Here is a 25,120-nt window from a genome sequence, read left to right as displayed (position 1 = left end):
CCCGTCACCCGGCCGTCAGGCGGGTTCGAGCCGCCACTGCTGGCAGCCGTTGTTCAGCCAGGTCCACTGCCGTACGTCGGCGCCGTCCGCCGTGGAGCAGCCGGCGACGTCGGCGACCTTGCCGGTGGCCTGGTTGACGACGCGGACCCAGCCGCTGCCGGTCGCCACGAACCGGAACCGCTGGCAGGTGTTGTTCAGCCACGACCACTGCCGCAGCCCCGCCCCGTCGGCCGACGAGCAGTTCTCGGTGTCCAGCACCTTGCCGGAGGCCACGTTCACCAGCCGGTGGGTGTCGTCCCCGAGATCCTCCAGCCGCCACCGCTGGTGGGTCCCGCCGTTGCAGGAGTACTGCTGCACATTGCCGCCGTCGGCCGACGAACCCCCCGCCACCTCCAGGCACTTGCCGCTGTTGCGGTTGGTGACGGTGTAGGTGGTGGAGACGGCCGACGGCTCCCCCGAGGGCCCGGCCCGGCTCGCCCCGAGCCGCACGGGCGTACCGAAGTCCGGGGAACCGTCGCTGTTCCAGGTGAACTTCTGGGCCCGTGCCGTGCGCCCGTTGTCGCACCCCTCGGACGCGGAGTCGTTGGCGTGGTAGACGATCCAGTTCTCGCTGCCGTCCGGCGAGGTGAAGAAACCGTTGTGCCCGGGCCCGTAGACACCGTTCCCGTCACTGCGCTGGAAGACCGGCGTGGACTTCTTCGTCCAGGAGGACGCGGAGAGCGGATCCGGCCCGGTGAGGGTGAGCTGTCCGAGCTTGTAGTCGGGGGTCCAGCAGCCGCTCGCCGAGTAGACCAGGAAGGTCCGCCCGCCCCGCTGCAGTATCTCCGGCCCCTCGTTGACGGTCCCGCCCTGCCGCTCCCAGTCGTACGTGGGCGTGGAGACGGTCGAGAACGACGAACTCACCGTGTACGGGTTGGCCATCCGGGCCGCGACGACGTTCTGCGTCCCGTTGTGGGTGCTGCCGAAGAGGTACAGCTGCCCGTTGATGGTGGCGATCGTCGGGTCCAGCATCCAGGAGGAGTTGAGCTGCCCCCGGTAGGTGTACGGACCCATGGGATCGGAGCCCGCGCTCTCCAGCACGTGGCTGCGCTGGGTGGGGTTGTAGTCGGCGACGTTCTGCCCGGCCACGTAGTACAGGTACCAGCGCCCGTTGAGGTGGTGCAGCTCCGGTGCCCAGATGTTGCAGCACCGGGAGGCCGCGTCACCCTGCCAGACCTGCACGCTGGGGGCGGTGGCGAGACCGCCGAGGGTGGGCGACTTGCGGATGGTGATGACGTCGGTCCAGGACGTGCTGATCAGGTAGTAGTCGCCGTCGTGGCGGACGATCCAGGGATCCGCGCCCTTCTGCGCCTTGACGGGGTTGCCGAACGAGGCCGCCTGCGCGGACGACTGCCCGAACGAGAGGGCGAGCAGCAGCGCGGCCAGCAGGGTCAGTAGGCGACGGGCCATCCGCTGCTCCAGTCCAGGAGGTTGATGCCGAGCTTGGGCGTGCCGTTGTCGTTCCCGTCGTAGTAGTGGTAGACGATCAGGTCCCCGTCGACGTCGTTCATGATCGACTGGCCGCCGGGGCCGATGACGCTGCCGTGCGACTCGAGCACGGGCGTCCCGCCGTTGCTCGTCATCGAGACGCCGTTCCGGTCGCGGTACGGCCCGGTGACGGCGGAGGCGCGGCCGACCTTGACCTTGTAGGTCGAGCTGGTGCCGGCGCAGCAGGTGTCGTAGGACGCGAAGAGGTAGTAGTAGCCGTTCCGCTTGACGATGAACGGCGCCTCGACGGCCTTGGTCCCGGAGGGGCGGGAGGCGAGCGAGTAGCGGGTGGTGTTGGAGGAGAGCTGCTTCCCGGTGGACGGGTTGATCTGGATCATCTTGATCCCGGTCCACCAACTGCCGAAGGACAGCCACCACTTGCCGTCGTCGTCGACGAAGAGGTTGGGGTCGATCGCGTTGAAGTCGCTGGAGGAGCCGGAGGTGTGGACGGTGCCCTGGTCGGTCCAGCTGCCCGGCTGCCCGGTGCTGGAGGTGGCCAGCCCGATGGCGGAGGTGTTCGAGCCGAACTTCGAGACGGAGTAGTACATCAGGTACTTGCCGCCGTGGTACGAGATGTCCGGCGCCCAGGCCTCGGGCACGGACGAGTAGGTGCGCCACCAGCTCGGCCGGGACGAGAACGCGTCGGCGCCCGCCGAGAAGGCGGTGCGGTCGCCGGAGGTCTTGTTGGCGATGCCGCCGCCGGTGGCGTAGAGCAGGTACTGCCCGGAGGAGGTCCGGATCATCGACGGGTCGTGCGTGACGACGGACCCGGTGACGCGACCGGGGTTGGGGTACGCCGAGGCGGTGGTCGGCATGAGCGCCAGGAGGGCGGCGGTGGGGAGGGCGAGCAGGGCGGTGCGCTTGCGGAGCGTGCGGCTCATACGGGTTCTCCTTGCGGTGGGGGTGACCATGCGTTCGACATCTCGAACAGCGATCGCAAGTTCGAACGGACCGTAGAATCGAACCCCTTGCGCGTCAATGGCCCGCGCAGGCCCGGTCGAGGTCCGCTGCGGCACCGGCCTCGGCACGGACCGTCCCGGCGGGCGGCGCGCCGTCCCCTCACCTCCCACCGGCCGGCGAGCGCAGGGGGATCGCCCCACCGTCCCGGGCTCCGGGCCGGCCGCGTCCCCGCCGCCCGCCACGAGCGCGGACATGACGGAGCGGCGGACGCGGTTCCTGCGGAAGGATTCCCTGGTCAGGCGAACTGCGCGGGAGGAGAGAACAGCCGGGGGACGAGTGCGGTCAGTCCGGGCCGGCCCGCGGAAAACCGTGAACACCCGGCGACGAGGTGTTCACGGCTCTCCGTAGCCCCCTTACCCGGACGGGGCGGCCGACGGAGCCGGGCAGGGCGAGGCGGCCGGCGAGGCGGTGGGGTCGGGGGACGGGGCCTCGGACCCGGTGGAGCAGTCGTCCGGGTCGGTGGGCGAGGGGCCCGGGTCGGTCGGGTCCGGCGACGGGGTGTGCGTGGGGGACTCGCCGGGCGGCTCCGAGGGCTCCTGGCTCGTCGGAGGCGCCGTCGGGGAGGTGCTGGGGCCGGGAGACGGGGAGGGGGGCTCCGGAGTGGGCGAGGAGGGGCCCGGGGACGGCCCGGGGTGGCCCGGAGTGCTCGGGTCCGGGCCGATGATGATGCCGCCGCCGTCGTTCCGGTCCCCGCCGCTGCCCTTGTCCACGGGCCCGGCCGCCGGGGTGCCGCCGCCCGCGCCGGGGCTCTCCGGGAGGACGCCCTCGCCGTCGGGGACGGCGTGGACCCCCCGGCTGTAGAACTCCAGCCAGTACCTGACCAGCCTCAGGTAGGGGCGCGAGTGGTTGTAGCCGAGGATCGCCCGGTCCAGGTCCGCGGCCCGGCTCAGGTCCCGGTCGCCCGCGCACAGGTAGTGCCCGGCCGCCAGGGCCGCGTCGAAGACGTTGTCCGGGTCGGCGCGGCCGTCGCCGTTGCCGTCCGCACCCCAGCGGGCCCACGTGGACGGCAGGAACTGCATCGGTCCCACCGCGCGGTCGTAGACCGTGTCGCCGTCGTGGGCGCCCCCGTCCGTGTCCCGGATCAGCGCGAACCCCCGGCCGTCGAGCGGTGGCCCGGTGATCCGTCCCCGTGTGGTGCCGTTCCGGTCGACCGCGCCGCCGCGCGCCTGGCCGGACTCGACCTTGCCGATCGCCGCGAGCAACTCCCAGGGCAGCCGGCAGCCGGGATCCGTCCTGCCCACTGACGTCTCGGCGGCGCGGTAGGCACGCAGCACGGTGGCCGGGATACCGGACCGGGAGCGGAGGTCCCGCGTGAGCGCCGGGGAGGCCGGCGCGGCGTCCGGGGCCGTCAGGGGCGGGAGTTCGGTGTGGTAGGAACCGTCGCCCGGCGGAGCGGAAGCCGGGTACGGACCGCCTGCCGCCGTCCCGCGTGCGCCGTCGGCGGGCGGGGCGGTGCGGGCGTCCGCGTCCCCGGTGAGTCCGGGCGCCCGGGAGGCGGTGAGGGCCGCCATGGCCGCCACGGTGATGGCGGTCGTCCGCAGTCCCCTGCGGGTCCGGGTGCGCGGCCGTCGTGCGCGGCGTACGGGCATGGCTGTCACTCCTGTCGGATGCGGGGGCGGGTGCGCCCGGGGTTCCGTCGGTCGCGCGGCCCTCAACGGCCGAAGGTGTCGATGCCGGAGACCAGCCACCGTCCGTCGCGGTGCACGACGTCGACGGCGAGCATGGCGCCCGCGTACACGCCCTCGTCCTTCGCGGCTCTCCCGTTCGCGCCCGCCCCGCCCGTGGCGGCCTTGTCCCCGGCGGTGCCGACGCTGCTCTGGTCGGCGTAGAGGAGAACCCGGGCCCGGTGGCCGTCGATCCGCTCGACCGCGCTCTCGGTGACCGTCGTGGTGATCACCGATTTCTGCTCGTCGGCCCGCTTCCGGACGTCGGCGAGCAGGGCGCGGTGCTGGTCGACGGCCTTTCCCGTGAGGATGTTCCGCGCGGCTTCCTCAAGGGCGCCGGGATCGGTGTGATCGTAGGAGAAGAGCAGGCCGACGGCCCTGGACGTCTGCCCCTTGACGTCGCCGGTGCGGGCGGGGTCGGTCAGGGCGGTGTTGCGCCGCGCGGGGTCGTCCCGGAGCGCTTCGGCCTCCGCGTGCGCCCAGCCGGCGAAGCCGCCGAGGAGCACGGTCAGCGCGCAGAGCGCCACCAGACCCCGCGGGCGGCGCGACCGGGCCCGGGCGGTCCCCTCGCCGGCCGTGTCCCCGGATGCCTTCCGGTCCGCCTTCCCGTTCCCGGTCCCGGACGCCTTCCCCTCCCCGGCCGTCCCGGCCGTCCCGGCCGTCCGCGCGGAGGCCGAGGGCGAGGGGCCGGGAGGAGGCAGGAGGGCCGTGCCGCCCGTGCGGATCCGGCTTCCGGCGCTTCCCGGGGACCCGGCGGTGGTGGACCGGGTCCCGCGGGCCTGGCGGCGCCGCTGGCGGTTGATGTGGTGGCGGGTCGTCGACATCGTGCTCTCCTCTCGGTACGGCGGCTTGCGCGGTACGGAACCGGGTCAGCCGGCCGGTGCGCCGCCCACGGGGGCCTGTCCCAGGGCGCTCAGCCTCCACCGGCCCTCGGTGCGGGTGAGTTCGCCGAGCATGCGGCTGTCCTTGTCCGTCCGCGCGCCGTCGGACGCCCTGACGGTGACGCGCAGGGCGACCAGCACCCGGGCGCGCCCCGCGCGGTCGTCGAGTTCGGTGACGGCGCCCGACAGCACCCGGGCCGTGGTGACCGTCTTCGCCGCCTTCACCTGCTCGGCGAACTCCTCACGCCCCGACGCCAGTTGTTCGTGCAGTTCACCGGTGGTCGACGACTCCCACAGGTCGAGACCCTGGTTCAGGTCCCGGTGGTCGAGCGTGTTGAGGTTCTGTACGGCCTGCTCCCCGGCGGCGAGCGCCTCGTCCCGTTGCGCGGCGTACGCGGCCCGGTCGTCGTGGGCCGCGCCGTACCAGTCCTGCCCCGTCCAGGCCGCGAAGCCGCCCGCGGCGAGCGTGAGGGCGACGGCCAGCGACGGCAGCGGACGGGGGCGGTGTGCGGTGAGGGCGCGGACCGCTCGTTTCATGGGGTGCTCCAGTCTCCCGCGCACGTCTAGCGGGCCTTGAGGTCGACGATCCGCCAACGGTCGTTCTCCAGCCGGGCCGTGACGGTGAGCTGGGCCGCCGCGGTGGTGGCCTCACCCTCGCCGCGGCGGGAGGTCTGGTCGAGGAAGACCAGCAGGCGTGCCCTTTCGCCGTCGAGTTCGATCACCCCGGTGCGGACGGCACGGGTGCTCAGGGTGACGCGCTGCCCGACGAGGTCCTCGCGGACCCGGCCGAAGAGGTCCCGGTACTGGCGGGCGGCGCGACCGCCGAGGACGGAGCGCGCGGAGCGCTCGGCGGCCGCGGTGCCGTCCGGTGTGTAGGAGAAGACACGGGCGAGGGCGTCGCCGACCTCGCCCGCGACGCGGTCGGTGGCCTCGGTGTCGGTGAGCGCGCGGTTCCGGGCGGACTCGGCCGACCTGAGCTGGTGGGCGCCGTGGAGGAAGCCGCAGCCGCCGAGGACGAGCACCGCGGCGAGGGCGGCGAGGGCGGCCCGTCGCGGACGGCCGCCCGCGGGCATCCCGCCCGCGGCGGACGCGTCCGCGGATCGCGTCCCGGAGGCCGGGGGCGGTTCGGGGCCCGCTCCCGGGGCCGCGTCCCGCGCGGGCACCGGGACCGGGACCGGGACCGGGACCGGGTCGGGGGCCCGCGCGGAATCCCGCGTCCTGCCCCCGCGCGGCAGCCGTGCCGGTGTCATCGGTCCCCGTCCTCCCTCTCCCCCGAGAGCGGTACCGCGCTCAGCGCCCGCACCTTCCACTCCCCCTCGCCCGTGCGGGCCAGGACCGCCTCCAGGCGTTTGCGGCCGGTGGCCGGCTCCTTCGTCCCGGCGGGCGTGACCTCGACGCGGACGGTGGTGATGAGCTTGGCCGTACCGGCCCGCGTGTCGAGCGCGGTGACGGCGGCCTCCGTGACCGTGCCGCGCGCCGAGGCGCCCGCCTTGGCCTCGGTGCGGCCCAGCTCCTCGCGCAGCGGCCCGGTGGAGGCGTCGCGCCAGGCCCGGATGCCCTTCTCCGCCCGCTGCCGGGTGGAGGCGTCCAGCGTGGTGAGCACGGCGATGCCCGCCCGTCCGTCGGCGAGCGCCCGGTCGCGCTCCCGGCCGTGGGCGAGCGCGTCGTCGGTGCGTGCCTGCGCGTACGTCCACGCGCCGGTGCCGCAGCAGCCGAGTGCCAGGGCGAGCGCCGCGCCGGTGAGTATCCGGGCCCGCCTCATCGCGTGCTCCCGCCGGCCGGGGCGAGGAGTCCCGCCATGTCCCCCGGTGCCTCGCCGTCCTGGCCGGGCAGGGCGAGGGCGCCGGGGAGCGCGGCCGGTCCGCCCGTCCGTGCCCCGCCGCTGCCGGAGGGCAGGGTCCCGGGCCTGGCCGGCTCGGGCACCGCGCCGCCCTTCGGGGCGTTCGCCGCGCCGCGCACGTTGAACCCCCGCGCGGCGGAGGCGGTGCAGGCGGCGCCGGTGTTGAGGGCGGGCGTGGTGCCGAGGTCGAGCCCGTTGCGGTAGCGCGTGGCACCGTATCCGGCGGTGCAGGGCAGCGGCTTGAAGAAGGTGACGGCCATGCCGAGGTTCAGCTTCCCTCCGTCGACGGCGGTGGCGCCGGCGGCGACGGCCGCCGGGTACTTCACGAGGAGTTCCTCCATGCCGCGCTGTCGGGTGACGGCGATCTCCGAGGTGGTGAGCAGATTGGCGAGGACGACGCCGAGGCTCGGGTCGAGGTCCCGCAGGACGCCGCTGACCTGGGTGGCGGCCTCGGGCGTGACGGCGAGCAGGCGGCGCAGGTCGGCGTCGGAGCCCTTGAGGGCGCGGGCCAGTTCCTTCGCCCCGACGGCGAAGTCGCGGATGGCCTGCTCCTCCTCGGCCTGGGTGCGCAGGACGGTCTCGCCGTCGGTGATGAGCCGGACGGTGGACGGCAGGGCGCGGTCGGCGGCCTCCACGAAACCGCTGCCGCTGTCGAGCAGGACCTGGAGGTCGTCACCGTGGCCTTCGAACACCTTGCCGAACTCGTCCACGACCGTGCGCAGATCGTCGAGCGGGACGGAGCCGACGAGGTCGTCGACGCTGGCCAGCACGTCGGTGACGGGTGCGGGCACCTGGGTGTCGGTCTGTTCGATGCGGGAGCCCTCGGCGAGGTAGGGGCCGCCGCCGCTCTCGGGCCGCAGGTCGATGTACTGCTCGCCCACGGCGGAGAGGCCGGCGACCACGGCGCGGGTGTCGGCGGGGATGCGCGGGGCGGACTTCTTGATGCGGAGTTCGGCGACGACGCCGTCGGCGGTGAGGCCGATCGGGCCGACGCGTCCCACGGAGACACCCCGGTAGGTGACGTCGGAGTGGGTGAACAGACCACCGGTGCGGGGGAGTCGCACGTCGACCGTGTAGTAGTCGGCGATGCCGACGTACCGCCCCAGGTCGGCGTAGCGGATGCCGAGGAAGGAGAGGGCGAGGACGGCGATGAGGAGGAAGGCGAGGTTCTTCAGCCGTACGGCGGGGGTGATCAACCCGGCTCACCTCCCCGCGTGGCCGCCGGGTCCGCCGCCGTCCCGGTGACGGGAACGGAGGGCAGGGGCAGAGGGGAGGACGGCGTCGGTGGGGGCCGCCGCGACGGGGCCTCCGGCGGCGGGCCGGACTCGCCTTCCCCGCCGTCCCTTCCCGCGGACCGCCCCCGGCCGGCCGCGTCCGGCCCGCCGTCCGCCGGGGCGGGCGGCGAGGCGGTGCTCCGGGGCACCAGCGGCGGGATCACCCGGGTCCCGGGCACGGCGACCAGGTCCAGGTACACGTTGAGGTAGTCGCCCTTCACCCCGCGCAGCACCTCGTCGGTGAACGGGTACGTCAGCAGCACCTCGAGCGAGCCGGGCAGGTCCGTGCCCGCGTCCGCGAGCGCCTTCAGGGTCGGCGCGACGGCCTTGAGGTCGGCGATCATGTCGTCCTTGCTCGCCTCGACGGTGGAGACGGCGACGCCGGAGAGCGTGTCGAGGGAGCGCAGCATGGTCAGCAGTGAGCCGCGCTGCTTCTCGAGCGTCTTCAGTCCGGGCGAGAGGCCGGTGAGAACGGTGCCGACGTCGTCCTTGCGGGTGGCGAGGGTCGTGGAGAGCCGGTTGACGGCGTCGAGGGCGTCGGTGATGTCGCCCCGGTGGTCGTCGAGGTCGGTCACCAGGGTGTCGACCCGTTTCAGCACGGAGCGGACCTCGGGTTCGCGGCCGCCGAGCGCCGCGTCGAGTTCCCGGGTGATGGTCTTGAGCTGATTGACCCCGCCGCCGTTGAGGAGCAGGGACAGCGCGCCGAACACCTCCTCGACCTCGGTGTTGCGGCTGGTGCGGGAGGCCGGGATGACGCTGTCGTCCTCCAGTCTCCCGGCTCCGGCCGCCCGCTCGGGCGCGACGAGCTGGACGTACTTCTCGCCCAGCAGGCTGGACTGTTCGAGCCGGGCGGCGGCGTCGGCGGGCAGCCGCACATCGCCGTTGATCTCCATGGTGACGCGGGCCGACCAGTCGTCGCGGCCGAGTTCGACGGCGGTGACCCGGCCGACGGCGACGTCGTTGACCTTCACCGCGGACTGCGGGACCAGGCTGAGCACGTCCCGGAGTTCCGCGGTGACGGTGTAGGGGCGCTCGCCGAGGTCGGCGCCGCCGGGCAGCGGCAGGTCCTCGATGCCGTCGAAGCGCGGCGGCTCGACGGTGACCGCGCCGAGGGCCAGGGTGAAGCCGAGGCCGAGGGCGAGGAGTGCGCCCAGGGTGAGGCCGGCGGCGCCGCCCGTGGTGAGCGCGCCGCGCTTCACCGCCGCGGCCCTCGGGCCCGAGGGCCGTGTGCCGCGCCTCATCGCTCCCCCTTCCCGGTGGCCGCGGGCCCGGCGCCGCCCGCGGAGGAGCCGCCCGTCGCGGGCAGCGGCAGCAGCGGTCCGCCCATGCTGATCTCGTTGAGGTCGGCGCGGCCGTCGAGGGTGCGGGTGTCGGGGTTGTAGGCGTCCACCACGTTGCCCGCGGCCAGCGGCGCCACGTCCAGCGCCTCGGCCAGCGAGGTCCGCTGCTCGACGAGGGTCCGGGTGAGGGGGACGAGCCGGTCGACGTTCTCCCTCAGCTCGCCCCGGTTGTCCTCGATGAAGGTCTTGACCCGGCCGAGGGCGGTGCCGAGTTCCTCGAGCGCGCCGGTGAGGTCGTCCTTGTTGTCGGCGAAGAAGCCGACGACCTCGTCCAGGCGTTCCTGCGCGGTGCGCACGTCGGTGTCCTTCTCCTTCAGCATGGTGGTGAAGGTCTGGAGCCTGCGCAGCGTGTCGAACAGGTCGCCGCTGCTGCCGTCGAGGGTCCTGGCCGCCTTGCCGAACTCCTCGATGCCGTCGCCGATGGCCTCGCCGTTGCCGTCGAGGTTGGCGGCGCCGGTGCTCAGCAGTCCGGACAGGGCGCCGCCGGCGTTGGCGCCGTGCGGGCCGAGTGCCTCGCCGAGTTCGGTGATCGAGTCGTAGAGCTGGTCGATCTCGACGGGGGTGCGGTTGCGCGCGGCGGGCAGGACGGCGCCCTCGGCGAGGGTGGGGCCCGAGCTGTAGGCGGGGGTGAGCTGCACATAGCGGTCGGCGACGACGCTGGGCGCGACGACGACGGCCCGCGCGCCCTCGGGGACCTGCACGCCCTCGTCCAGGAGGAGTCCGACGCGTACCGTCGTTCCCTGGGGCCGCACCGACTCCACCTCGCCGACCCGTACACCGAGGACGCGCAGGTCGGACCCGGCGTAGACACCGACGGTGCGGTCGAAGTAGGCGGTGAGGCGGGTGCCGCCGGAGTCGAGGATGCGGACGGTGGTCAGGCCGCCGGCGACGAGCACCGCGAGGGCGAGCACGCCGGTGAGGACTCTTCTGCGTCTGCTCATCGCTCACCGTTCCCCTGGGCGGCCGTCCGTTTCGGCGGCAGGCAGCCGGTCTCGGGCAGGGACGCCTCGGGCAGGTAGTCGCGGGGGACGACGCCGCACAGGTAGCTGTCGAACCAGCGGCCGTTGCCCAGGGTGTTGCCGACGAGGCGGTAGTACGGGCCGACCAGCGCGAGGGTCTTGCCGAGCTGGGCGCTGTTCCTCTCCAGGACGCCGGTGATCCGGCCGAGGGCCTTGAGGGTGGGGCCGAGCTGCTTGTCGTTGTCGTCGACGAGACCGCCGAGTTCGGTACCGAGTTTCCTGCTGCCCCTGAGCAGGGCGCGGATGGCGTCGCGGCGGTCCCGGAGTTCGCCGAGCAGGGAGCCGCCGTCCTCCAGGAGGGTCTCGAAGCTGGACTTCCTGTTCCGCAGCGTCTTGGTGAACCGGGCGCTGCCCCGGAGGAGTTCGGAGAGTTCCGCGTCGCGCCCGGAAACCGACTTCGACAGGGCCGACAGGCCGTCGGCGGCCTTGCGCACATGGGGCGGGGAGTTCTCGAAGGTGTCGGAGATGGTCGCGAAGCTCTCCGCGAGCCGCCGGGTGTCGATGTCCCCGACGGTGGAGCCGAGGTCCTGGAACGCCTGCGTCACGTCGTAGGGGGAGGTGGTGCGGGACAGCGGGATGCGGCTGCCGGGGTCCTGCCGGCCGGAGCCGAGCGGGTCGAGCGCCAGGTACTTGTCTCCGAGGAGGGTCTTGATGGCGATGGCGGCGGTCGTCCGGTCGCCGATCCAGGCGTCCTCGACCTCGAAGGAGACCTTCACCCCGGCTCCGTCGAGGGCGACGCCGGTGACCTCCCCGGCCTTGACGCCGGCGATGCGCACCTCGTCGCCCTCGTCGAGACCGGCGGCCTCGGAGAAGTCGGCGCTGTAGTGCGTACCGCCGCCGAACGGCAGCCGGTCCACCTGGTGGACGAGGGCGGTGAGCAGAGCCAGGGCGAGCAGAGCGACGACGGCGACGGCGACGGGGTCGCGTTCCTTGACCGGCCGGATGCGCGGACGCCGGAGCCCGGCCGCCCTCCCGGTCTCCGCCCCCTCGGTCCCGTCGGTCCCGTCGGTCCGGCCGCGCCGTGCGGTGAGCCTCATGCGCGGCACCTCGATTCGGTGATCGCGATGCCGGTCGGCGGTTCGGAGCCGTCGGAGGTGGTCACTCCGCTCACGCGTGCCTCGCAGAGGTAGAGGTTGAACCACGATCCGTAGGAGGACAGCCGGGCCAGGGCGGTCATCTTGGCGGGGGTCCGGTCGAGGAAGTCCTCGATCCGCGGAACGTGTTCGCCCAGGCCCGTGGAGAGCCGGCCCAGTTCGCGGATGTCCCGCTTCAGGGGCGCGCGACCGTCCTCGAGGAGCCCCGCGGTGACGGTGGTCAGGTCGCCCATGGCCTCGACCGCCTCGCCGAGGGGTTCGCGGTCGTCGTCGAAGCCGGTGACGAGGTCCTGCAGGGTGACGACGAGGTCGTCGAAGCCGTCCTCGCGGTCGTTGAGGGTGTCCAGGACGGTGGTGAGGTTCTCGACGACCCGGCCGATCACCTCGTCCTTGGCGGCGACGGTCGTGCTGAGCGAGCCGACGTGGCGGATCAGGCTGCCGACGGTGGCGCCCTCCCCCTGGAGCACCCGCACGATCGAACCGGCGAGTTCGTTGACGTCCTTCGGGGACAGTCCTTCGAACAGCGGCTTGAACCCGTTGAAGAGCAGGGTCAGGTCGAGGGCGGGCGTGGTGCGGTCGAGGGGGATGGTGTCGCCCGCCTGGAGCGTGCCGGTGAGGTCGCCGGTGCCGCGGTCGAGGGCGACGTAGCGCTGGCCGACCATGTTGAGGTACTTCACGGCGGCGGTGGCCGAGCGGGGCAGCCGGCGGTCGTCGCGGACGGTGAAGGTGACCTGCGCGGTGCGCCGTCGTACGACGCGGACGTCGGTCACCTCGCCGACCTCCACCCCGGAGATCCGTACGCTGTCGCCGTCGACGAGTCCGGTGACGTCGGTGAACAGGGCCCGGTAGGTGCTGGTGCCGGTGCTGACGCCGGTGCTGGCGACACTGAGGCCGAGCACGGCCGTGGCGATGCCGGTGATCACCACGAAGGCGAGGGACTTGAGCAGCGGCCCGGTCAGCGGGCGGCGGCGGGTGTGCGCGTTGTCCGGGGCGGTCATCCGAGGGTCACCTCCGTGCCGCGGTAGGCCGGGCCGGCGAGCAGGCTGCTCCAGTCGGGCAGGTCACCGGGCGGCCGGCCGGTGGCGGGTGCGAGCAGTTCGTTGACGAGGTCGTTCTCCTGCGGGGAGTTGGCGGGTCCGAGGTCCTGGCCGGCCGCCGCGGAGGCCTGCGCGGCGGGCCGGGCGAGTGAGCCGAGGTAGGGCACGGAGGGGCAGCGGGGACCGCCGCCGGCGTCGTACACCGGGGTGTCGCGGCCGGGGAGGTAGGCGCCGCGCGAGGGCACGGTGGTGACGTCGACGTGGATGCCGGGCCGGTCGGTGCCCTTGCCGAGCGCCTTGTCCATGGCGGGCACGAACTCGGCGAGGGTGCGCAGGGTGCAGGGGAAGGCGGGGGAGTACTCGGCGAGCAGTTCCAGGGTGGGCCTGCCGGTGGCGGCGAGCCGGATGATGTTGGCCTCGTTCTTCCGCAGGAAGGCCGTCATGTCCTCGGCCGTCCGGGTGGTGGCGCCGAGGGTACGGGCGTAGGCGGCCTCCTCCTCGGCGAGGGTGCCGCTGGTGGTGGTGAAGTCGGTGAGCGCCGTGATGATGTCGGGCGCGGCGTCCGCGTAGACGTGGCCGACCTTCACGAGCTGCTTGAGGTCCCGGTTCAGGGTGGGCAGGTGGGGGTTGAACTCCTTGAGGTGCGCGTCCAGCCGGACGAGCGTGTCGCCGATCCGGTCACCGCGTCCCGCCAGGGCCCGCGAGACGGCCGACAGGGTCGCGGACAGCTTCTGCGGCTGGACCGCGGTGAGCATCGGCAGGACGTCGTCGAGGACCTGCTGGAGTTCGACGGCGTTCTCGGAGCGGTCCTGGGGGATGACGGCTCCGGCGGCCAGCGGCCGGTCCGAGGGGGCCTTCGGCGGCACGAGGGCCACGAACCGCTCGCCGAACAGGGTGGTCGGCAGCATCTGCGCGCGGACGTCGGAGGGTACGTCGTCGAGGGCGCCGGGTTTCATGGCGAGGGTGAGCCGGGCCCCGTCGCCGGTGGCGTCGATGGCGCGGACCTCGCCGACCACGACGCCGCGCAGTTTGACCTCGGCGCCCGGGTGCATCTCGTTGCCGGCGCTGCCGGTCTCGACGACCACCGGGTCGGAGTCGGTGAACTCCTTGTCGTAGACGGCAACGGCCAGCCGGACCAGCAGGACGGGCACCAGCAGGAACACCAGCCCGGCGGACCGGTGGCGCAGCGTCTCGCCTCGTGTTCCGCTCATCTCACCCCGCCACCTTCACGGTCGTGGTCGCGCCCCACAGGGCGAGCGACAGGAAGAAGTCGGTGACGCTGATCAGCACGATGGCGTTGCGCACGGACCGGCCGACGGCCACGCCGACGCCGGCGGGGCCGCCCGTGGCGCGATAGCCGTAGTAGCAGTGGGCGAGGATCACCATCACGCTGAAGATCAGCACTTTCAGCACCGAGAGCAGGACGTCCGTCGGGGAGAGGAAGAGGTTGAAGTAGTGGTCGTACGTGCCCCGAGACTGGCCGTTGAACAGGACGGTCACGTAGCGGGAGGCCAGGTAGGAGGAGAGCAGCCCGATCGCGTAGAGCGGGACGATGGCGACGACCCCGGCGATGATGCGCGTGGTGACCAGGTAGGGCATGGAGCGGATCCCCATCCCCTCGAGGGCGTCGACCTCCTCGTTGATGCGCATGGCGCCGAGCTGGGCGGTGAAGCCGGCGCCGACGGTCGCCGAGAGGGCGAGGCCGGCGACGAGGGGGGCGATCTCGCGGGTGTTGAAGTAGGCGGAGACGAATCCGGTGAACGCGGCCGTGCCGATCTGGTCGAGGGCCGCATGGCCCTGGAGTCCGACGACGGTCCCGGTGAAGAGCGTCATCGCGGCCATCACGCCGATCGTGCCGCCGATGACGCCGAGGCCGCCGGAGCCGAAGGCGACCTCGGCGAGGAGGCGCTGCACCTCCTTGAGGTAGCGGTGCAGGGTGCGCGGGATCCACAGCAGCGCCCGGGCGTAGAAGAACAGGTGGTCGCCGGAGCGGTCGAGCAGGGCGAGCGGGGGGGTCACCGGGCCTCAGCCTCCCTTCGGCGGGACGATCTGGAGGTAGAGGCCCGTCATCACCATGTTCACGAAGAAGAGCAGGAGGAAGGTGATGACGACGGACTGGTTGACGGCGTCGCCGACGCCCTTGGGGCCGCCGCGTGGGTTGAGGCCCCGGTGGGCGGCGACGACGCCCGCGATGAAACCGAAGACCAGCGCCTTGAGTTCGCTGATGTACAGGTCGGCCGGCTGGGCGAGGGCGGAGAAGCTGGACAGGTAGGCGCCGGGGGTGCCGCCCTGCAGGATGACGTTGAAGAAGTAGCCGCCGAGGATGCCGACGACGGAGACCAGACCGTTGAGCAGGACGGCCACACCCATGGTGGCCAGGACCCGGGGCACGACCAGGCGCTGCACGGGCGAGACGCCCATGACCTCCATGGCGTCGAGTTCCTCGCGGATCGTGCGGGAGCCGAGGTCGGCGCAGATGGCGGAGCCGCCGGCGCCGGCGATCAGCAGGGCGACGATGAGCGGGCTCGCCTGCTGGACGACGGCGAGGACGCTGGCGCCTCCGGTGAACGACTGGGCTCCCAACTGCTGGGTCAGGGAGCCGACCTGGAGCGCGATGACGGCGCCGAAGGGGATCGAGACGAGGGCGGCGGGCAGGATGGTGACGCCCGCGACGAACCAGAACTGCTCGACGAACTCGCGGAACTGGAAGGGTCTTCGGAAGACGGCGCGGCTCACTTCCGCGGCGAGCGCGAAGAGCCGGCCGGTCTGCCGGAGCGCGCCGACGATCATGCGTCGCTCCCGGCGGCGGGCACCGGCAGGACGGGCGCCCCGGCGTTCTCCGCGTAGGTCCTGCGGATGGCGGAGCTCGCGGCGGGCGGCAACTGGTCGATCATGCGCATGACACGCTCGCGCCGCCGGGCGACGGCCCGGCGCGGCGGGAGGCCGGGTGACGGCTCCAGCTGCGGGACGATCGTCCGGGGCGGAGCCATGGCGGCGCCGGCGTCCGCCTCGGCGGCGAGGGTGGCCGCGTCCTTCTCCTCGGACATCCCGATGGGGCCTTCGCGCCGGCCGTCGAGGAACTGGACCACGACCGGCTCCTCGCTGGTGAGCAGCACCTCGCGCGGGCCGAAGGCGACCAGCTCGCGCCGGAAGAGCATCCCCATGTTGTCGGGCACGGTGGCGGCGATGTCGAGGTTGTGGGTGACGATCAGCATCGTCGCGTCGATCTGCGCGTTCAGGTCGATCAGCAGCTGGGAGAGGTAGGCGGTGCGGACCGGGTCGAGCCCGGAGTCCGGTTCGTCGCACAGGATGATCTGCGGGTCCAGCACGAGCGCGCGGGCCAGGCCGGCCCGTTTGCGCATGCCGCCGCTGATCTCGCCCGGGAGCTTGCCCTCCGAACCCAGCAGCCCGACGACCTCGATCCGCTCCATGACGGTGCGGCGGATCTCGGACTCCTTCTTGCGGGTGTGCTCGCGCAGCGGGAAGGCGATGTTGTCGAAGAGGGACATGGACCCGAAGAGGGCCCCGTCCTGGAACATGAGCCCGAACAGTTTCCGGGTCTCGTATATATCCTTTTCGGGGCTGTTCACCATGTCCACCCCGTTGATGAGAACACGGCCCTTCTCGGGTTTGAGCAATCCTATGAGCGACTTCAGGAAAACGGTCTTCCCGGTGCCGGACGGACCCAGCATCACGCTCACCTCTCCGGCAGGAAGGGTGAGTGTCACGTCCCGCCAGATGCTCTGCTCACCGAAGGACTTGGTCAGGCCCTCGACCACCACTTCGATTCCCATACCACCTCCAGCGGACGCGTTTCAAAGTGCGCACTGCGGGCGCACGGCAAGTCGGTGCGGAACGCGCTGACAACGGGTGCGGCGCCGGTTCCCCTCCGCTCTTCCCGACTTTGTCACCGCGCAGACAACACGCCGCACCCGCACCTGTCTCCGGGGAGACAGGCAGGGTCTCGCGGCTCCGGGGGACGGGGATCCGCGAGACCCGCCGGCGGATGTCCGCTCCCGGCGAAAGGGCGCGGCCGGAAAGCATCCGCACGGCTCCGGCCGACGGGGCCGCCGACCTGGAACCGAGCACCACACCGGCACGTTACGGCCGGGTAACCTCGGCGGGCAAGAGCGGAATACGAGTTTTCCAGGACACCGGGTCCAGCCATCCGGAACCTGTCAGGGAGCAGACAAAAGACGGTCGCGAAATTGTCACCGAGTGAGCATCACGGCCCGATGCGGAGCGGCGGCCGGAAGTCCTCGCGCCACCGGGCGAAAACGACGACATTGACAGCAGGTGACTAAGTCGGCCCGTGCGCCGCTCACCCGGGGAACAGATGGTTTCCCTTTTCAAAGAATCATGAACAGTGCCATTGTTCGACTAAGTTTCCCGCAAGTAACGTCGTTGTCCGCGGACAGGGACCACCGAGCCGCGGGCCGCCCGGCCTTCCCTCGAGCACTTCGGCCACGGCCCACTTCTGCCGGCCAATCCACAAGGAGAGTCCTGGAGTCATGAAGAAGAACACGAGACGGTTCACCGTCGCGGCGGGTGCGGCCGCGGCCGCCTTCGGTCTCGCCGTCGCGCCCGCTTCGGCAGTGCCCTCCACGGTGTGGACCGTCACCCCGACGGGCAGCTACACGGCGACGAACAGCGGCAACATCGTGCTGACCGCCACCATCCCGATGACGTGCACGACCTCGGGCGCCTCGGGCACCATGGCGAGCGCCACGGGCAACCCTGCCACGGTCGCCGCCATCAACGCCATCAACTTCGGCACCTCCGCCTCACCGTGCACCAGCGTCCTGGGCAACGTCACCACCGTGGCGGTCACCCCCTGGACCGTCGTCGCGCAGGACTACACCGCCTCGACCGGCGTCACCAAGGGCTACGTCGGCAACGTCAAGGCCAACGTCACCGCCGGCGCCTGTAAGTTCACGGTGGCCGGCAAGGCCTCGGCCACCTACACCAACTCCACCGGCATCCTGGCCGTCAGCAGCGTCTCCGGTGACCTGGCCGTCAGCTCCAGCCCCGCTCCCGTCAACTGCGGCTCGGTGGTCACGACCGCCACCAAGCCCCTCTTCAAGGGCAACTACGCCATCAAGGCGTCGAGCGGCGCCATCCCGCGGATCGTCGGCTCCAACCCGTAAGGCGCCACCCGCTCGTGTCCGCCCGGCCGGCCTTCCCGGCCGGGCGGACGCGGACTGCCCGGCCAAGCCCTCCGGAACCCGCTTTCACGACCCGAGTGGAGCTGTATGAGAGGCCATCGTGCCGCCGCGCCGCGGCCGCCCCGTGTCCGTGCCGGAAGGGCGGCGATCGGTGCGTTCGTCGTGCTCGCCGCCACGATCCCGGCTGCGGCGTCCGCCGCGGGCACCCAGGAGGTGGACTCCGAACTCCCCTACGTCTGCGCGCTGCCGTCCGGACGGCAGCCCGTGACGGTCCGGGTCTCGGCGGTGTTCCCGGACCGGGCGGAGCCGGGCGAGGCGTTCTCACCCACCGGCGTCACCACCACCGTGGAACTCCCGGCGGAGGCGGTCGCGGACCTCACCGCGCCCGAGGCCGCCACGGTCCGGGCCGCCACCCGCCTCACCGTCGGCGTCACCCAGAACGAGGCCGCCGCCGAGGCGATCTGGCGCGGCACCGCGGAGCCGGTCCCCCTTCCCGGTTCCGGACCGCTGACGCTGACCACGACAGGCGACGTCCCCTCGGTGACCGGACGGGGCGACGGCGACCTGACGTTCTCCGCCGGGAACCTCGCCGTCGACCTGGCGCTCGGCACGGCGGACGGGACCGCTGCCGGCCCCGGCGCGCCGGCCCTCGACTGCTCCCCTGCCGGGGACGCGCCGGAGGACGGGCTGCTGGTCAGCGTGCCGGTCGGCACGGACACGCCGGAGCCGGGCGGTTCGCCGTCCGCGTCCGGATCCTCCCCCGCGACGCCGGGCCCGCCCTCCGGGACGCCGGAGGACGGGCAGGGGAACCGGGCGCCGAAGGGGGCGCAGGACCCGCCCGGCGGTACCGCGGGGCGCGACGCACCGCCCTGCCGCTACGACGACGGGAATCCGTCCACCTCGGCGTCGCTGAACGCCTACATCACCGGCTACTCGAACGTGAGGAAGCTGCGGGGGGCCTCGCTCATCCCCTTGTCCTGCCTCCTGGTCGAACAAGGTCCTCTGGACATCGTCGACTTCTTCCCGGACTTCACCGGCGCCTACCTGAAACAGCACTCGGAGGGCAGGCTCCACCATCAGGGGCGCGAGCGGACCCCTCCGTTCCAGGCCGACTTCCTGACCTTCGGCTTCGTGCCGACGAGGGCCACGATGGTGCTGGAGCAGACCGGCCCCCTCACCCTGGACGTCGCCGGCGAGACCGTGTTCGAGACCGGATACACCACCTTCGAGAGCCACGCCCGGGTCCCGTTGGTACTCCGGGTGACCGCTCTCGAGGTCAACGGCACCCCTCTGGACGTCGGGCCCGGCTGCAGGACGGAGAGGCCCCTGCGCTCCCCCGAACCCGAGCCCTCGAAGTACCCGGGCGACCACGTGGTGCTGTCCGGGAGCAGTACGCATCACCCACCCGGCATGCCCGTCGGCTACCTGCTCAGTTCCGGCGGTCCCCTGACCGGCGAGGTGACCGTCCCCGCCTTCACCGGCTGCGGAACCGGTGGCGAGAACCTCGACCGCCTCCTCACCGCCTCCGTCTCCGGCCCCGGCAACTACATCAAGCAGATACAGGGCCAGACGTGCGCGGTGCAGGTCTTCAACGCCGACGAGTGCACCGAGGACCTGCAGCCCCTCAAGATCCCCGTCCCCGAGCGCTGAGCCGTTCCTCCCCTCCCTCCTCCACGGAAGGCCGTCACCCATGCCCCTGCTCACCACCCGCGCCAGGATCGCGACCGTCTCCGCCCTGACCGCGCTCGGCGCCCTCGCCTCCCTGGGCACCGCGACCGCCGCCGAGCCCGCGCTGAACGGCGAGTGGGCCCCCTTCACCCGCTGCCCCGTGGACGCCCCGGCGATGCTGGCCGCCGACGGCTTCGACAAGACCCCGCAGTGCGTGGTCTCCACCTCCGACGGCGGCTCCATCAAACTGGGCAGGACCACCGTGGTCACGGGGAGGACCGATCTCCAGATCGGCGTCGTCCAGAACGCGGACGGCACCAGCAGCGTCGTCGCCCCGCCCTCCGGCGCGCTCGTCGCCGACTCCGCCACCGTGCCCGGCGGTCTGCTCGGCCTGATGTGTCCGAGCGACGTGCCGGTGATCACGGCCATCTGCGAGACGCTCGACGACTCCACCTTCAACAAGATCACCGCCACCATGGAGTCCGTCGGCGCGCCCTACGCCTTCGACCAGACCGCGGGCGTCCTCACGGGCATGCCCATCGTCGCCCTGCCGGTCCGCATCCACCTGGAGAACCCGCTCCTGGGCGGCAACTGCTACATCGGATCGAGGTCCCAACCGATCCTGCTGCGCCCGAAGAACCTCGACTACCCCGAGTTCGGGATGAGCTTCTTCAAGGGCGACGGCACCGCCGACGCGTCCGGCGAGATGAGCCGGGTCAACCTCACCGGCGCCACCCAGAACGACAGCGCCTTCGCGGTCCCCGGAGCCACCGGCTGCGGCCTGAACGTCGGTCTGATCAACGCCGCGGTCAACGCGAAGACCGGGCTGCCCTCCGCCGCCGGGAACAACAGCCTCACCCTCGACGACACCCGGACCCACCTCACCGGCCTCAACGCGCCAGGCACCGTCGCCCCCGGAGCCGGCAGGGTGCTCGCGGAGAACTGGCACTCCGCCGTCAGGTAACGGCCACGCAGCAGCGGTTCCCGGCCGTTACGGCGGCCGGCCCGTGCGCCGGTGAAGCGATTCCGCTCAAACGGTGTACAGGGTAAGGAAGTTGATTTAGCTTCAGCTTTTCAGACCGGCACGACCCGGTGGACCGGTCCGGGCGCCGTCCGCCACCCGGCCGGACGACGCCCGCCCGGCCACCCCGCCGGACACGTCGGAGAGCAAGGGGTGGCTGATGCCCTCGATCACACGGTCCCCGGAGGCCGGTGAACCGCTCGAGCCCTTACCCAGGAAGTTCGCGGCCTTCATACGGCCGGAACTGCCGGGGCTGCTGAACGAGATACGGACCGAGGTCACCCGCGCCTACCCGGTGTACGGCCGGCTGCTCAACGGCCCCGACGGGGACGCGATCCGCCAGGGCGTGGAACAGACGCTGGTCGCCTTCGTGGACCGGGTGGCCGACCCGGGCAGGAGCTCGGAACTGCGGGACGAGCTGCTGCGCAGGTTCGGCCGGGTGGAGGCCTACGAGGGGCGCGACCTGGAGACGCTGCAGAGCGCCTACCGGCTCGGTGCCCGCATCGCGCTGCGCCGTGCCAGGACGGTGGGGCGGCAGTACAACCTCTCCCCCACCCTCATCCTCGCCTTCGCGGACGCCCTCTTCGCGTACGTCGGGGAACTAGAGGCGGTCACCCGCGAGGGGTACGCGGAGGTGCGCGAGCGGGCCGCGTCCGAGGTGTCCGCGGTGCGAAGACGGTTGCTGCACCTGATCCTGGCCTCGTCGCCGCTGCCCCGGACGACCGTCTCCGAACTGTGCGAGGCCGCCGCCTGGGAACTGCCCCGCACGTGCACCCTCGTCGCCCTCCGTCCCCCGGTGCCGGACCACATCCAGGCGGCTCTCGACGGCGACGTCCTCGCCGACCTCGACATCCCGCAGCCGCACCTGCTCGTCCCCGGGGACCTCACCCCGCAACGCCTCGCGATGCTCGGCACGGCTCTGGCCGGCACCCGTGCCGCGGTGGGCCTGACCGTGCCGCTCGGGCAGGCCGCCGACTCCGTCCGCTGGGCACGCCGGGTGCTCCAGTTCGTCGACGACGGTGTGGTGCCCGACGCCCCGCTGGTCCGCTGCGAGGACCACCTGATCACGCTGTGGCTGCTGTCCGACCCCGCCCTCGTCGACCACCTCGCGGCCCGCGAACTGGCCCCGCTCGACGGGCTGCCCGCCGGCCGGCGCCATCGGCTCGTCGAGACGCTCCGGGTCCACGTCTCCACCCGGGCACCGGCCGAGCAGGTCGGCGAGATGCTGGGCGTACACGCCCAGACCGTCCGCTACCGCCTGCGGAACCTGGACACCCACCTGGGTGACCGGCTCACCGACCCCGACCGCCGCTTCGCCCTCGAGGTGGCCCTGCGCTCGCTCCACCTGCGCGGTCACGGCTGCGGGGAGTGATCCGCGGCGGCCTGCCGCGGCCCCGTCGCACGACGGCCGGCGCGTGACTCCGGAAACGGCTGCCGGGAAGCCGCCCCCTCTCCTCCCGCCCCCAGCCGGCGTCCTCACGCGCATCACGACGCGACGGAAATGTCATGCGCATGACAGAACTGCACGCACGCGCCTCCCCCGGTGGGCCTCCGCCGGGGGAGGCGTGAAGGCGCGGTGAGGGCCGGGAGCGCCCGCCTGGCACGGAGCCGCGGCAGCCGCGGCCGGAGTGAACTCCGGTCCTCCGCGTCCGTCACACCACGAGGGGACGAAGAGGACGTAACGGGACCCTCGTGTGAACGCAGTGGTGCCGGCTCGTGGACAATGGCCCACCAGCACCGCTTGTGGCACCACAACAGGAGGCGCTCCCTTGGAGCTCAGCAGGCGTACCTTCACCGCCCTGACCGGTACGGCGGCGCTCGGTCTGGTGCTGGCCGGCAGCGGCGGGGCGGCGACCGGCGCGCACGGGCCGCGCGGCGTGCCCACGGGCCCGCCGCCCCCGCCGCCGAGCGCGGACGGCAGGCGGCACGAGGTCGGTTTCGACCGGTACTCGCTGCTGGTCGACGGCCGGCGCCTGGTGCTGTGGTCCGGCGAGTTCCACCCCTTCCGGCTGCCGAGCCCGTCCCTGTGGCGGGACGCACTGCAGAAGCTGCGCGCCCACGGGCACAACGCGGTCAGCGTCCCCGTGCCGTGGAACTACCACTCCCCCGCGCCCGGGACGTACGACTTCACCGGGGTGCGGGATCTGGACCTGTTCCTGGGCATGGCCGCCGAGGAACGGCTGTACGTCATCCTGCGCCCGGGACCGTACATCGGCGCGGACGTCGATGCCGGCGGGTTCCCCGGGTGGCTGACAGCCGCCCGGGGCACCGCGCGGACCGCCGACCCGGAGTACCTGCGGCACGTCGACGAGTGGCTGGGCGCGGTCGACGCCATCGCCGTCCGCCACCTGTTCACGGCGGGGGGCGGCACCGTGCTGCTGTACCAGTTCGAGGACGGCTCGGACGTCCCCGGGGACGACCCGGCCCGGCGGGCCTACCTGGCCCACCTGTACGACAAGGCGCGCGCCGACCGCATCGACGTGCCGCTGTTCCACGCGGACGGTCACCTCGGCGAGCGCCGGGCCGGCCCGCGCACGCCCGGTGTCCGGACCGGGGTGGCCGGCGGGGCGGCCGACCCGTGGGGCGGGGCGACCTCCGGCGGCAAGGGATACGCGCAGGTGCGGCAGGCGCACGACGCGGCCCGGATGCGGCGTGACTGCCTCACCCACCTGGCCGACGGCGTCACCGTGCACAACGTCCGCATGGCCGTCGGCGGGACCTCGTGGGGCTGGCTGCCCTCGCCGGGGGTCTACACCTCGTACAACTACGGGGCCGCGATCGGCGAGGGCCGCCGGCCGACGCCGAAGCTCGCCCCGCTCCAGCAGCTCGGGCACCTGGTGCGGACCGTGCCGGACCTCGCCCGGCTGGAGCGGGCGCGTGCGGTGCGGGCGGAGGACGAGCGGCTGACGGTGCGCCACCTGGCCAACCCCGACACCGGCGCCCAGGTGTACGTCGTGCGCAACGACTCCGCCGAGCCGGTCGCCTCGATGCTGCCGGGCAGCGGCATCGACGTACCGGTCACCGTGGGACCGCACGACGCCAAACTGCTCACCACCGGACTGGAACTGGGCCGGCGGAGACTGGCGTACACCACCGCGCAGCCCATGCTGAGCATGACCGCCGGCCGGCAGGACATCGCCGTGTTCGCGGGCCGCGGCGGCGAGACCGCGCAGATCGCGCTGGACTGCGGGACCCAGCCGGTCACCAACCGGCTGGACGACGAGCCCGCGTGGTCCTACGACCGGGGCAGGCTCAACATCGTGGTGCCGCTGGGCCCGGGCGGGCTGAGCCGGGTGCTGATCGAGGGCGGGGACTCCGAGACGCCCATGGTGCTGCTGTTCGCCGACGACGCGACCGCGCTGCGGCTGTGGCCCTACGAGACGCCCTCCGGCTCACTGCTGGTCTACGGCCCGGCACTGCTGCGCTCGGCCACCCTGCGCGGCTCCACCGTGCACCTCGTCGGCGACGTCGTGGGCCAGACCGGCCTCGAGGTGTGGGGGCCGCGCGGCATCACCGCCGTGACCTGGAACGGACAGCCGGTGCGCACCCAGCTCAGCCGGGCCGGGAGCCTGCTCATGGAAGGGCTGATGCCGGGCGCGCCGGCGGTGCCGCTGCCCGCGCTGGACGACTGGCGGCGGCGCGGCGAGAACCCGGAGTCCGAGCCGGACTTCGACGACTCGGCGTGGACGGCGGCCGACCGCACCTCGTCCCACAGCACCACGCGCGTGCCGGAGGGCGGGCCCGTCCTCTTCGCGGACGACTACGGCTTCCACTACGGCGACGTCTGGTACCGGGGGCGGTTCGAGGACGCCCGCGGCGTCGAGTCGGTGTCGCTGTCCTACAGCACCGGCACGCAGGGGCTGCTGATGGCCTGGCTGGACGGGCGGCCCATCGGGACGCACCGCATGCCGGTGCCGGACCGGGACACGGCGGAGAAGGGCACCTGGACGGCGACGGCCACCTTCGACGTGCCGGAGGAACTGCGCGAGCGGGGACGGCACGTGCTGTCCGTGCTCGTACGGCGGATGCAGCACGACGGGGACGGGCAGGGCAAGGACACGCACAAGGCCGCGCGCGGGCTGGTGTCCGTGGAGTTCGAGGGCGGCCCGCGGGACGTGGACTGGCGGATCCAGGGGGCCGCGGCAGCGGACCGGGTGCGCGGGCCGCTGAACAACGGCGGGCTGTACGGGGAGCGGAAGGGCTGGCACCTGCCGGGACACGACGACCGGGAGTGGCAGGCCGCGGACTTCCCGCGCGAGGACCGGCGACAGGGCGTGACCTGGTACCGGACGGGCTTCCGGCTGGACGTCGCCCCGGACGTGGACGCGTCGATCGGGCTCACGCTGGAGGACGATCCGGAACGCGCCTACCGCGTCCAGATCTTCCTCAACGGCTGGAACCTGGGCCAGTACATCAACGATGTGGGCCCCCAGCACACCTTCGTCCTGCCGAACGGCATCCTGCGCACCCGGGGGGCCAACACACTGGCCCTGGCGGTGCTGTCCGACGGGACCACACCCGCGGGCCCGCGCGAGGTACGGCTGACGACGCTGGGAGCGGCGCGGGGCGGGGTCGCGGTGGAGGCGGTGGACCCGCCGGGAAGGTGAGTCCACCGCCGCCGTCACCGCCG

21 protein-coding genes are annotated in these 25,120 nt (G+C 72.9%); 5 read left to right on the top strand and 16 right to left on the bottom strand.

Annotated features, from left to right (window positions below; all coding sequences use genetic code 11):
- Positions 1–15: 15 nt before the first annotated feature.
- From ACF07S_RS06265 to ACF07S_RS06190, 16 genes are all read right to left on the bottom strand, one after another.
- Positions 16–1,449, bottom strand: coding sequence for a family 43 glycosylhydrolase (locus tag ACF07S_RS06265; RefSeq protein WP_391973552.1), 1,434 nt, complete (start codon positions 1,447–1,449; stop codon positions 16–18).
- Positions 1,431–2,408: an arabinan endo-1,5-alpha-L-arabinosidase gene (locus ACF07S_RS06260; RefSeq protein WP_391973551.1), complete on the bottom strand. Its 978-nt coding sequence runs from the start codon at positions 2,406–2,408 to the stop codon at positions 1,431–1,433. Before ACF07S_RS06260 ends, ACF07S_RS06265 begins: the two co-directional genes overlap by 19 nt.
- 432 nt (positions 2,409–2,840) lie before the next feature.
- Positions 2,841–4,076, bottom strand: a complete 1,236-nt coding sequence (locus tag ACF07S_RS06255) for a lytic murein transglycosylase (protein ID WP_391973550.1) — start codon at positions 4,074–4,076, stop codon at positions 2,841–2,843.
- Positions 4,077–4,138: 62 nt separating this feature from the next.
- A complete protein-coding gene (locus ACF07S_RS06250) occupies positions 4,139–4,975 on the bottom strand; it encodes a hypothetical protein (RefSeq protein WP_391973549.1) in 837 nt (278 codons plus the stop codon).
- A gap of 45 nt (positions 4,976–5,020) precedes the next feature.
- Positions 5,021–5,569 (bottom strand): nuclear transport factor 2 family protein, encoded by a 549-nt coding sequence (locus tag ACF07S_RS06245; protein ID WP_391961992.1) that lies wholly within the window; start codon positions 5,567–5,569, stop codon positions 5,021–5,023.
- Between the two features lie 26 nt (positions 5,570–5,595).
- A complete protein-coding gene (locus ACF07S_RS06240) occupies positions 5,596–6,282 on the bottom strand; it encodes a hypothetical protein (RefSeq protein ID WP_391973548.1) in 687 nt (228 codons plus the stop codon).
- Entirely contained in the window at positions 6,279–6,794 is a 516-nt protein-coding gene (locus ACF07S_RS06235; protein ID WP_391961994.1) for a hypothetical protein, read from the bottom strand. The genes ACF07S_RS06240 and ACF07S_RS06235 overlap by 4 nt, the downstream gene beginning before the upstream one ends.
- Positions 6,791–8,068 carry an MlaD family protein gene (locus ACF07S_RS06230; RefSeq protein ID WP_391973547.1) on the bottom strand — a complete coding sequence of 426 codons (1,278 nt, stop codon included), beginning with the start codon at positions 8,066–8,068 and terminating at the stop codon, positions 6,791–6,793. Before ACF07S_RS06230 ends, ACF07S_RS06235 begins: the two co-directional genes overlap by 4 nt.
- Entirely contained in the window at positions 8,065–9,387 is a 1,323-nt protein-coding gene (locus ACF07S_RS06225) for an MCE family protein (protein WP_391973546.1), read from the bottom strand. Before ACF07S_RS06225 ends, ACF07S_RS06230 begins: the two co-directional genes overlap by 4 nt.
- Positions 9,384–10,427: an MCE family protein gene (locus ACF07S_RS06220; RefSeq protein WP_391973545.1), complete on the bottom strand. Its 1,044-nt coding sequence runs from the start codon at positions 10,425–10,427 to the stop codon at positions 9,384–9,386. The genes ACF07S_RS06225 and ACF07S_RS06220 overlap by 4 nt, the downstream gene beginning before the upstream one ends.
- Positions 10,424–11,542 carry an MCE family protein gene (locus tag ACF07S_RS06215; RefSeq protein ID WP_391973544.1) on the bottom strand — a complete coding sequence of 373 codons (1,119 nt, stop codon included), beginning with the start codon at positions 11,540–11,542 and terminating at the stop codon, positions 10,424–10,426. Before ACF07S_RS06215 ends, ACF07S_RS06220 begins: the two co-directional genes overlap by 4 nt.
- The gene (locus ACF07S_RS06210; protein ID WP_391961999.1) at positions 11,539–12,597 is read right to left on the bottom strand and encodes an MCE family protein; all 1,059 of its coding nucleotides are present in this window, start codon (positions 12,595–12,597) and stop codon (positions 11,539–11,541) included. Before ACF07S_RS06210 ends, ACF07S_RS06215 begins: the two co-directional genes overlap by 4 nt.
- The gene (locus ACF07S_RS06205) at positions 12,594–13,847 is read right to left on the bottom strand and encodes an MCE family protein (RefSeq protein WP_391962000.1); all 1,254 of its coding nucleotides are present in this window, start codon (positions 13,845–13,847) and stop codon (positions 12,594–12,596) included. The genes ACF07S_RS06210 and ACF07S_RS06205 overlap by 4 nt, the downstream gene beginning before the upstream one ends.
- 1 nt (position 13,848) lies before the next feature.
- The gene (locus tag ACF07S_RS06200; RefSeq protein WP_391973543.1) at positions 13,849–14,655 is read right to left on the bottom strand and encodes an MlaE family ABC transporter permease; all 807 of its coding nucleotides are present in this window, start codon (positions 14,653–14,655) and stop codon (positions 13,849–13,851) included.
- Between the two features lie 6 nt (positions 14,656–14,661).
- The gene (locus ACF07S_RS06195; protein ID WP_391973542.1) at positions 14,662–15,426 is read right to left on the bottom strand and encodes an MlaE family ABC transporter permease; all 765 of its coding nucleotides are present in this window, start codon (positions 15,424–15,426) and stop codon (positions 14,662–14,664) included.
- Positions 15,423–16,430: an ABC transporter ATP-binding protein gene (locus tag ACF07S_RS06190; RefSeq protein ID WP_391962003.1), complete on the bottom strand. Its 1,008-nt coding sequence runs from the start codon at positions 16,428–16,430 to the stop codon at positions 15,423–15,425. The genes ACF07S_RS06195 and ACF07S_RS06190 overlap by 4 nt, the downstream gene beginning before the upstream one ends.
- 717 nt (positions 16,431–17,147) lie before the next feature.
- Here ACF07S_RS06190 and ACF07S_RS06185 point away from each other — a divergent pair.
- The 5 genes from ACF07S_RS06185 (at position 17,148) to ACF07S_RS06165 (ending at position 25,097) form a co-directional block, all read left to right on the top strand.
- Positions 17,148–17,783: a hypothetical protein gene (locus tag ACF07S_RS06185; protein ID WP_391973541.1), complete on the top strand. Its 636-nt coding sequence runs from the start codon at positions 17,148–17,150 to the stop codon at positions 17,781–17,783.
- A 105-nt stretch (positions 17,784–17,888) separates the two neighbouring features.
- Positions 17,889–19,451, top strand: a complete 1,563-nt coding sequence (locus tag ACF07S_RS06180; protein ID WP_391973540.1) for a DUF6801 domain-containing protein — start codon at positions 17,889–17,891, stop codon at positions 19,449–19,451.
- A 40-nt stretch (positions 19,452–19,491) separates the two neighbouring features.
- Complete coding sequence (locus ACF07S_RS06175) at positions 19,492–20,433, top strand: hypothetical protein (RefSeq protein ID WP_391973539.1); 942 nt, start codon at positions 19,492–19,494, stop codon at positions 20,431–20,433.
- A 217-nt stretch (positions 20,434–20,650) separates the two neighbouring features.
- Positions 20,651–21,862: a helix-turn-helix domain-containing protein gene (locus tag ACF07S_RS06170; RefSeq protein WP_391973538.1), complete on the top strand. Its 1,212-nt coding sequence runs from the start codon at positions 20,651–20,653 to the stop codon at positions 21,860–21,862.
- A gap of 397 nt (positions 21,863–22,259) precedes the next feature.
- Positions 22,260–25,097: a beta-galactosidase gene (locus ACF07S_RS06165; RefSeq protein WP_391973537.1), complete on the top strand. Its 2,838-nt coding sequence runs from the start codon at positions 22,260–22,262 to the stop codon at positions 25,095–25,097.
- Positions 25,098–25,120 lie beyond the last annotated feature (23 nt).

The sequence above is a fragment of the Streptomyces sp. NPDC016640 genome (assembly GCF_043076215.1).
Lineage (GTDB): Bacteria > Actinomycetota > Actinomycetes > Streptomycetales > Streptomycetaceae > Streptomyces.
This window is presented reverse-complemented; position numbering and strand designations above follow the sequence as displayed.

Bases quoted from the DNA above. Each gene is read 5' to 3' on its own strand.
- ACF07S_RS06170 (WP_391973538.1), top strand. From the start codon at position 20,651: ATGCCCTCGATCACACGGTCCCCGGAGGCCGGTGAACCGCTCGAGCCC.
- ACF07S_RS06185 (WP_391973541.1), top strand. From the start codon at position 17,148: ATGAAGAAGAACACGAGACGGTTCACCGTCGCGGCGGGTGCGGCCGCG.
- ACF07S_RS06210 (WP_391961999.1), bottom strand. From the start codon at position 12,597: ATGACCGCCCCGGACAACGCGCACACCCGCCGCCGCCCGCTGACCGGG.
- ACF07S_RS06265 (WP_391973552.1), bottom strand. From the start codon at position 1,449: ATGGCCCGTCGCCTACTGACCCTGCTGGCCGCGCTGCTGCTCGCCCTC.
- ACF07S_RS06240 (WP_391973548.1), bottom strand. From the start codon at position 6,282: ATGACACCGGCACGGCTGCCGCGCGGGGGCAGGACGCGGGATTCCGCG.
- ACF07S_RS06235 (WP_391961994.1), bottom strand. From the start codon at position 6,794: ATGAGGCGGGCCCGGATACTCACCGGCGCGGCGCTCGCCCTGGCACTC.
- ACF07S_RS06205 (WP_391962000.1), bottom strand. From the start codon at position 13,847: ATGAGCGGAACACGAGGCGAGACGCTGCGCCACCGGTCCGCCGGGCTG.
- ACF07S_RS06190 (WP_391962003.1), bottom strand. From the start codon at position 16,430: ATGGGAATCGAAGTGGTGGTCGAGGGCCTGACCAAGTCCTTCGGTGAG.
- ACF07S_RS06260 (WP_391973551.1), bottom strand. From the start codon at position 2,408: ATGAGCCGCACGCTCCGCAAGCGCACCGCCCTGCTCGCCCTCCCCACC.
- ACF07S_RS06245 (WP_391961992.1), bottom strand. From the start codon at position 5,569: ATGAAACGAGCGGTCCGCGCCCTCACCGCACACCGCCCCCGTCCGCTG.
- ACF07S_RS06225 (WP_391973546.1), bottom strand. From the start codon at position 9,387: ATGAGGCGCGGCACACGGCCCTCGGGCCCGAGGGCCGCGGCGGTGAAG.
- ACF07S_RS06195 (WP_391973542.1), bottom strand. From the start codon at position 15,426: ATGATCGTCGGCGCGCTCCGGCAGACCGGCCGGCTCTTCGCGCTCGCC.
- ACF07S_RS06215 (WP_391973544.1), bottom strand. From the start codon at position 11,542: ATGAGGCTCACCGCACGGCGCGGCCGGACCGACGGGACCGACGGGACC.
- ACF07S_RS06255 (WP_391973550.1), bottom strand. From the start codon at position 4,076: ATGCCCGTACGCCGCGCACGACGGCCGCGCACCCGGACCCGCAGGGGA.
- ACF07S_RS06175 (WP_391973539.1), top strand. From the start codon at position 19,492: ATGCCCCTGCTCACCACCCGCGCCAGGATCGCGACCGTCTCCGCCCTG.
- ACF07S_RS06180 (WP_391973540.1), top strand. From the start codon at position 17,889: ATGAGAGGCCATCGTGCCGCCGCGCCGCGGCCGCCCCGTGTCCGTGCC.
- ACF07S_RS06250 (WP_391973549.1), bottom strand. From the start codon at position 4,975: ATGTCGACGACCCGCCACCACATCAACCGCCAGCGGCGCCGCCAGGCC.
- ACF07S_RS06220 (WP_391973545.1), bottom strand. From the start codon at position 10,427: ATGAGCAGACGCAGAAGAGTCCTCACCGGCGTGCTCGCCCTCGCGGTG.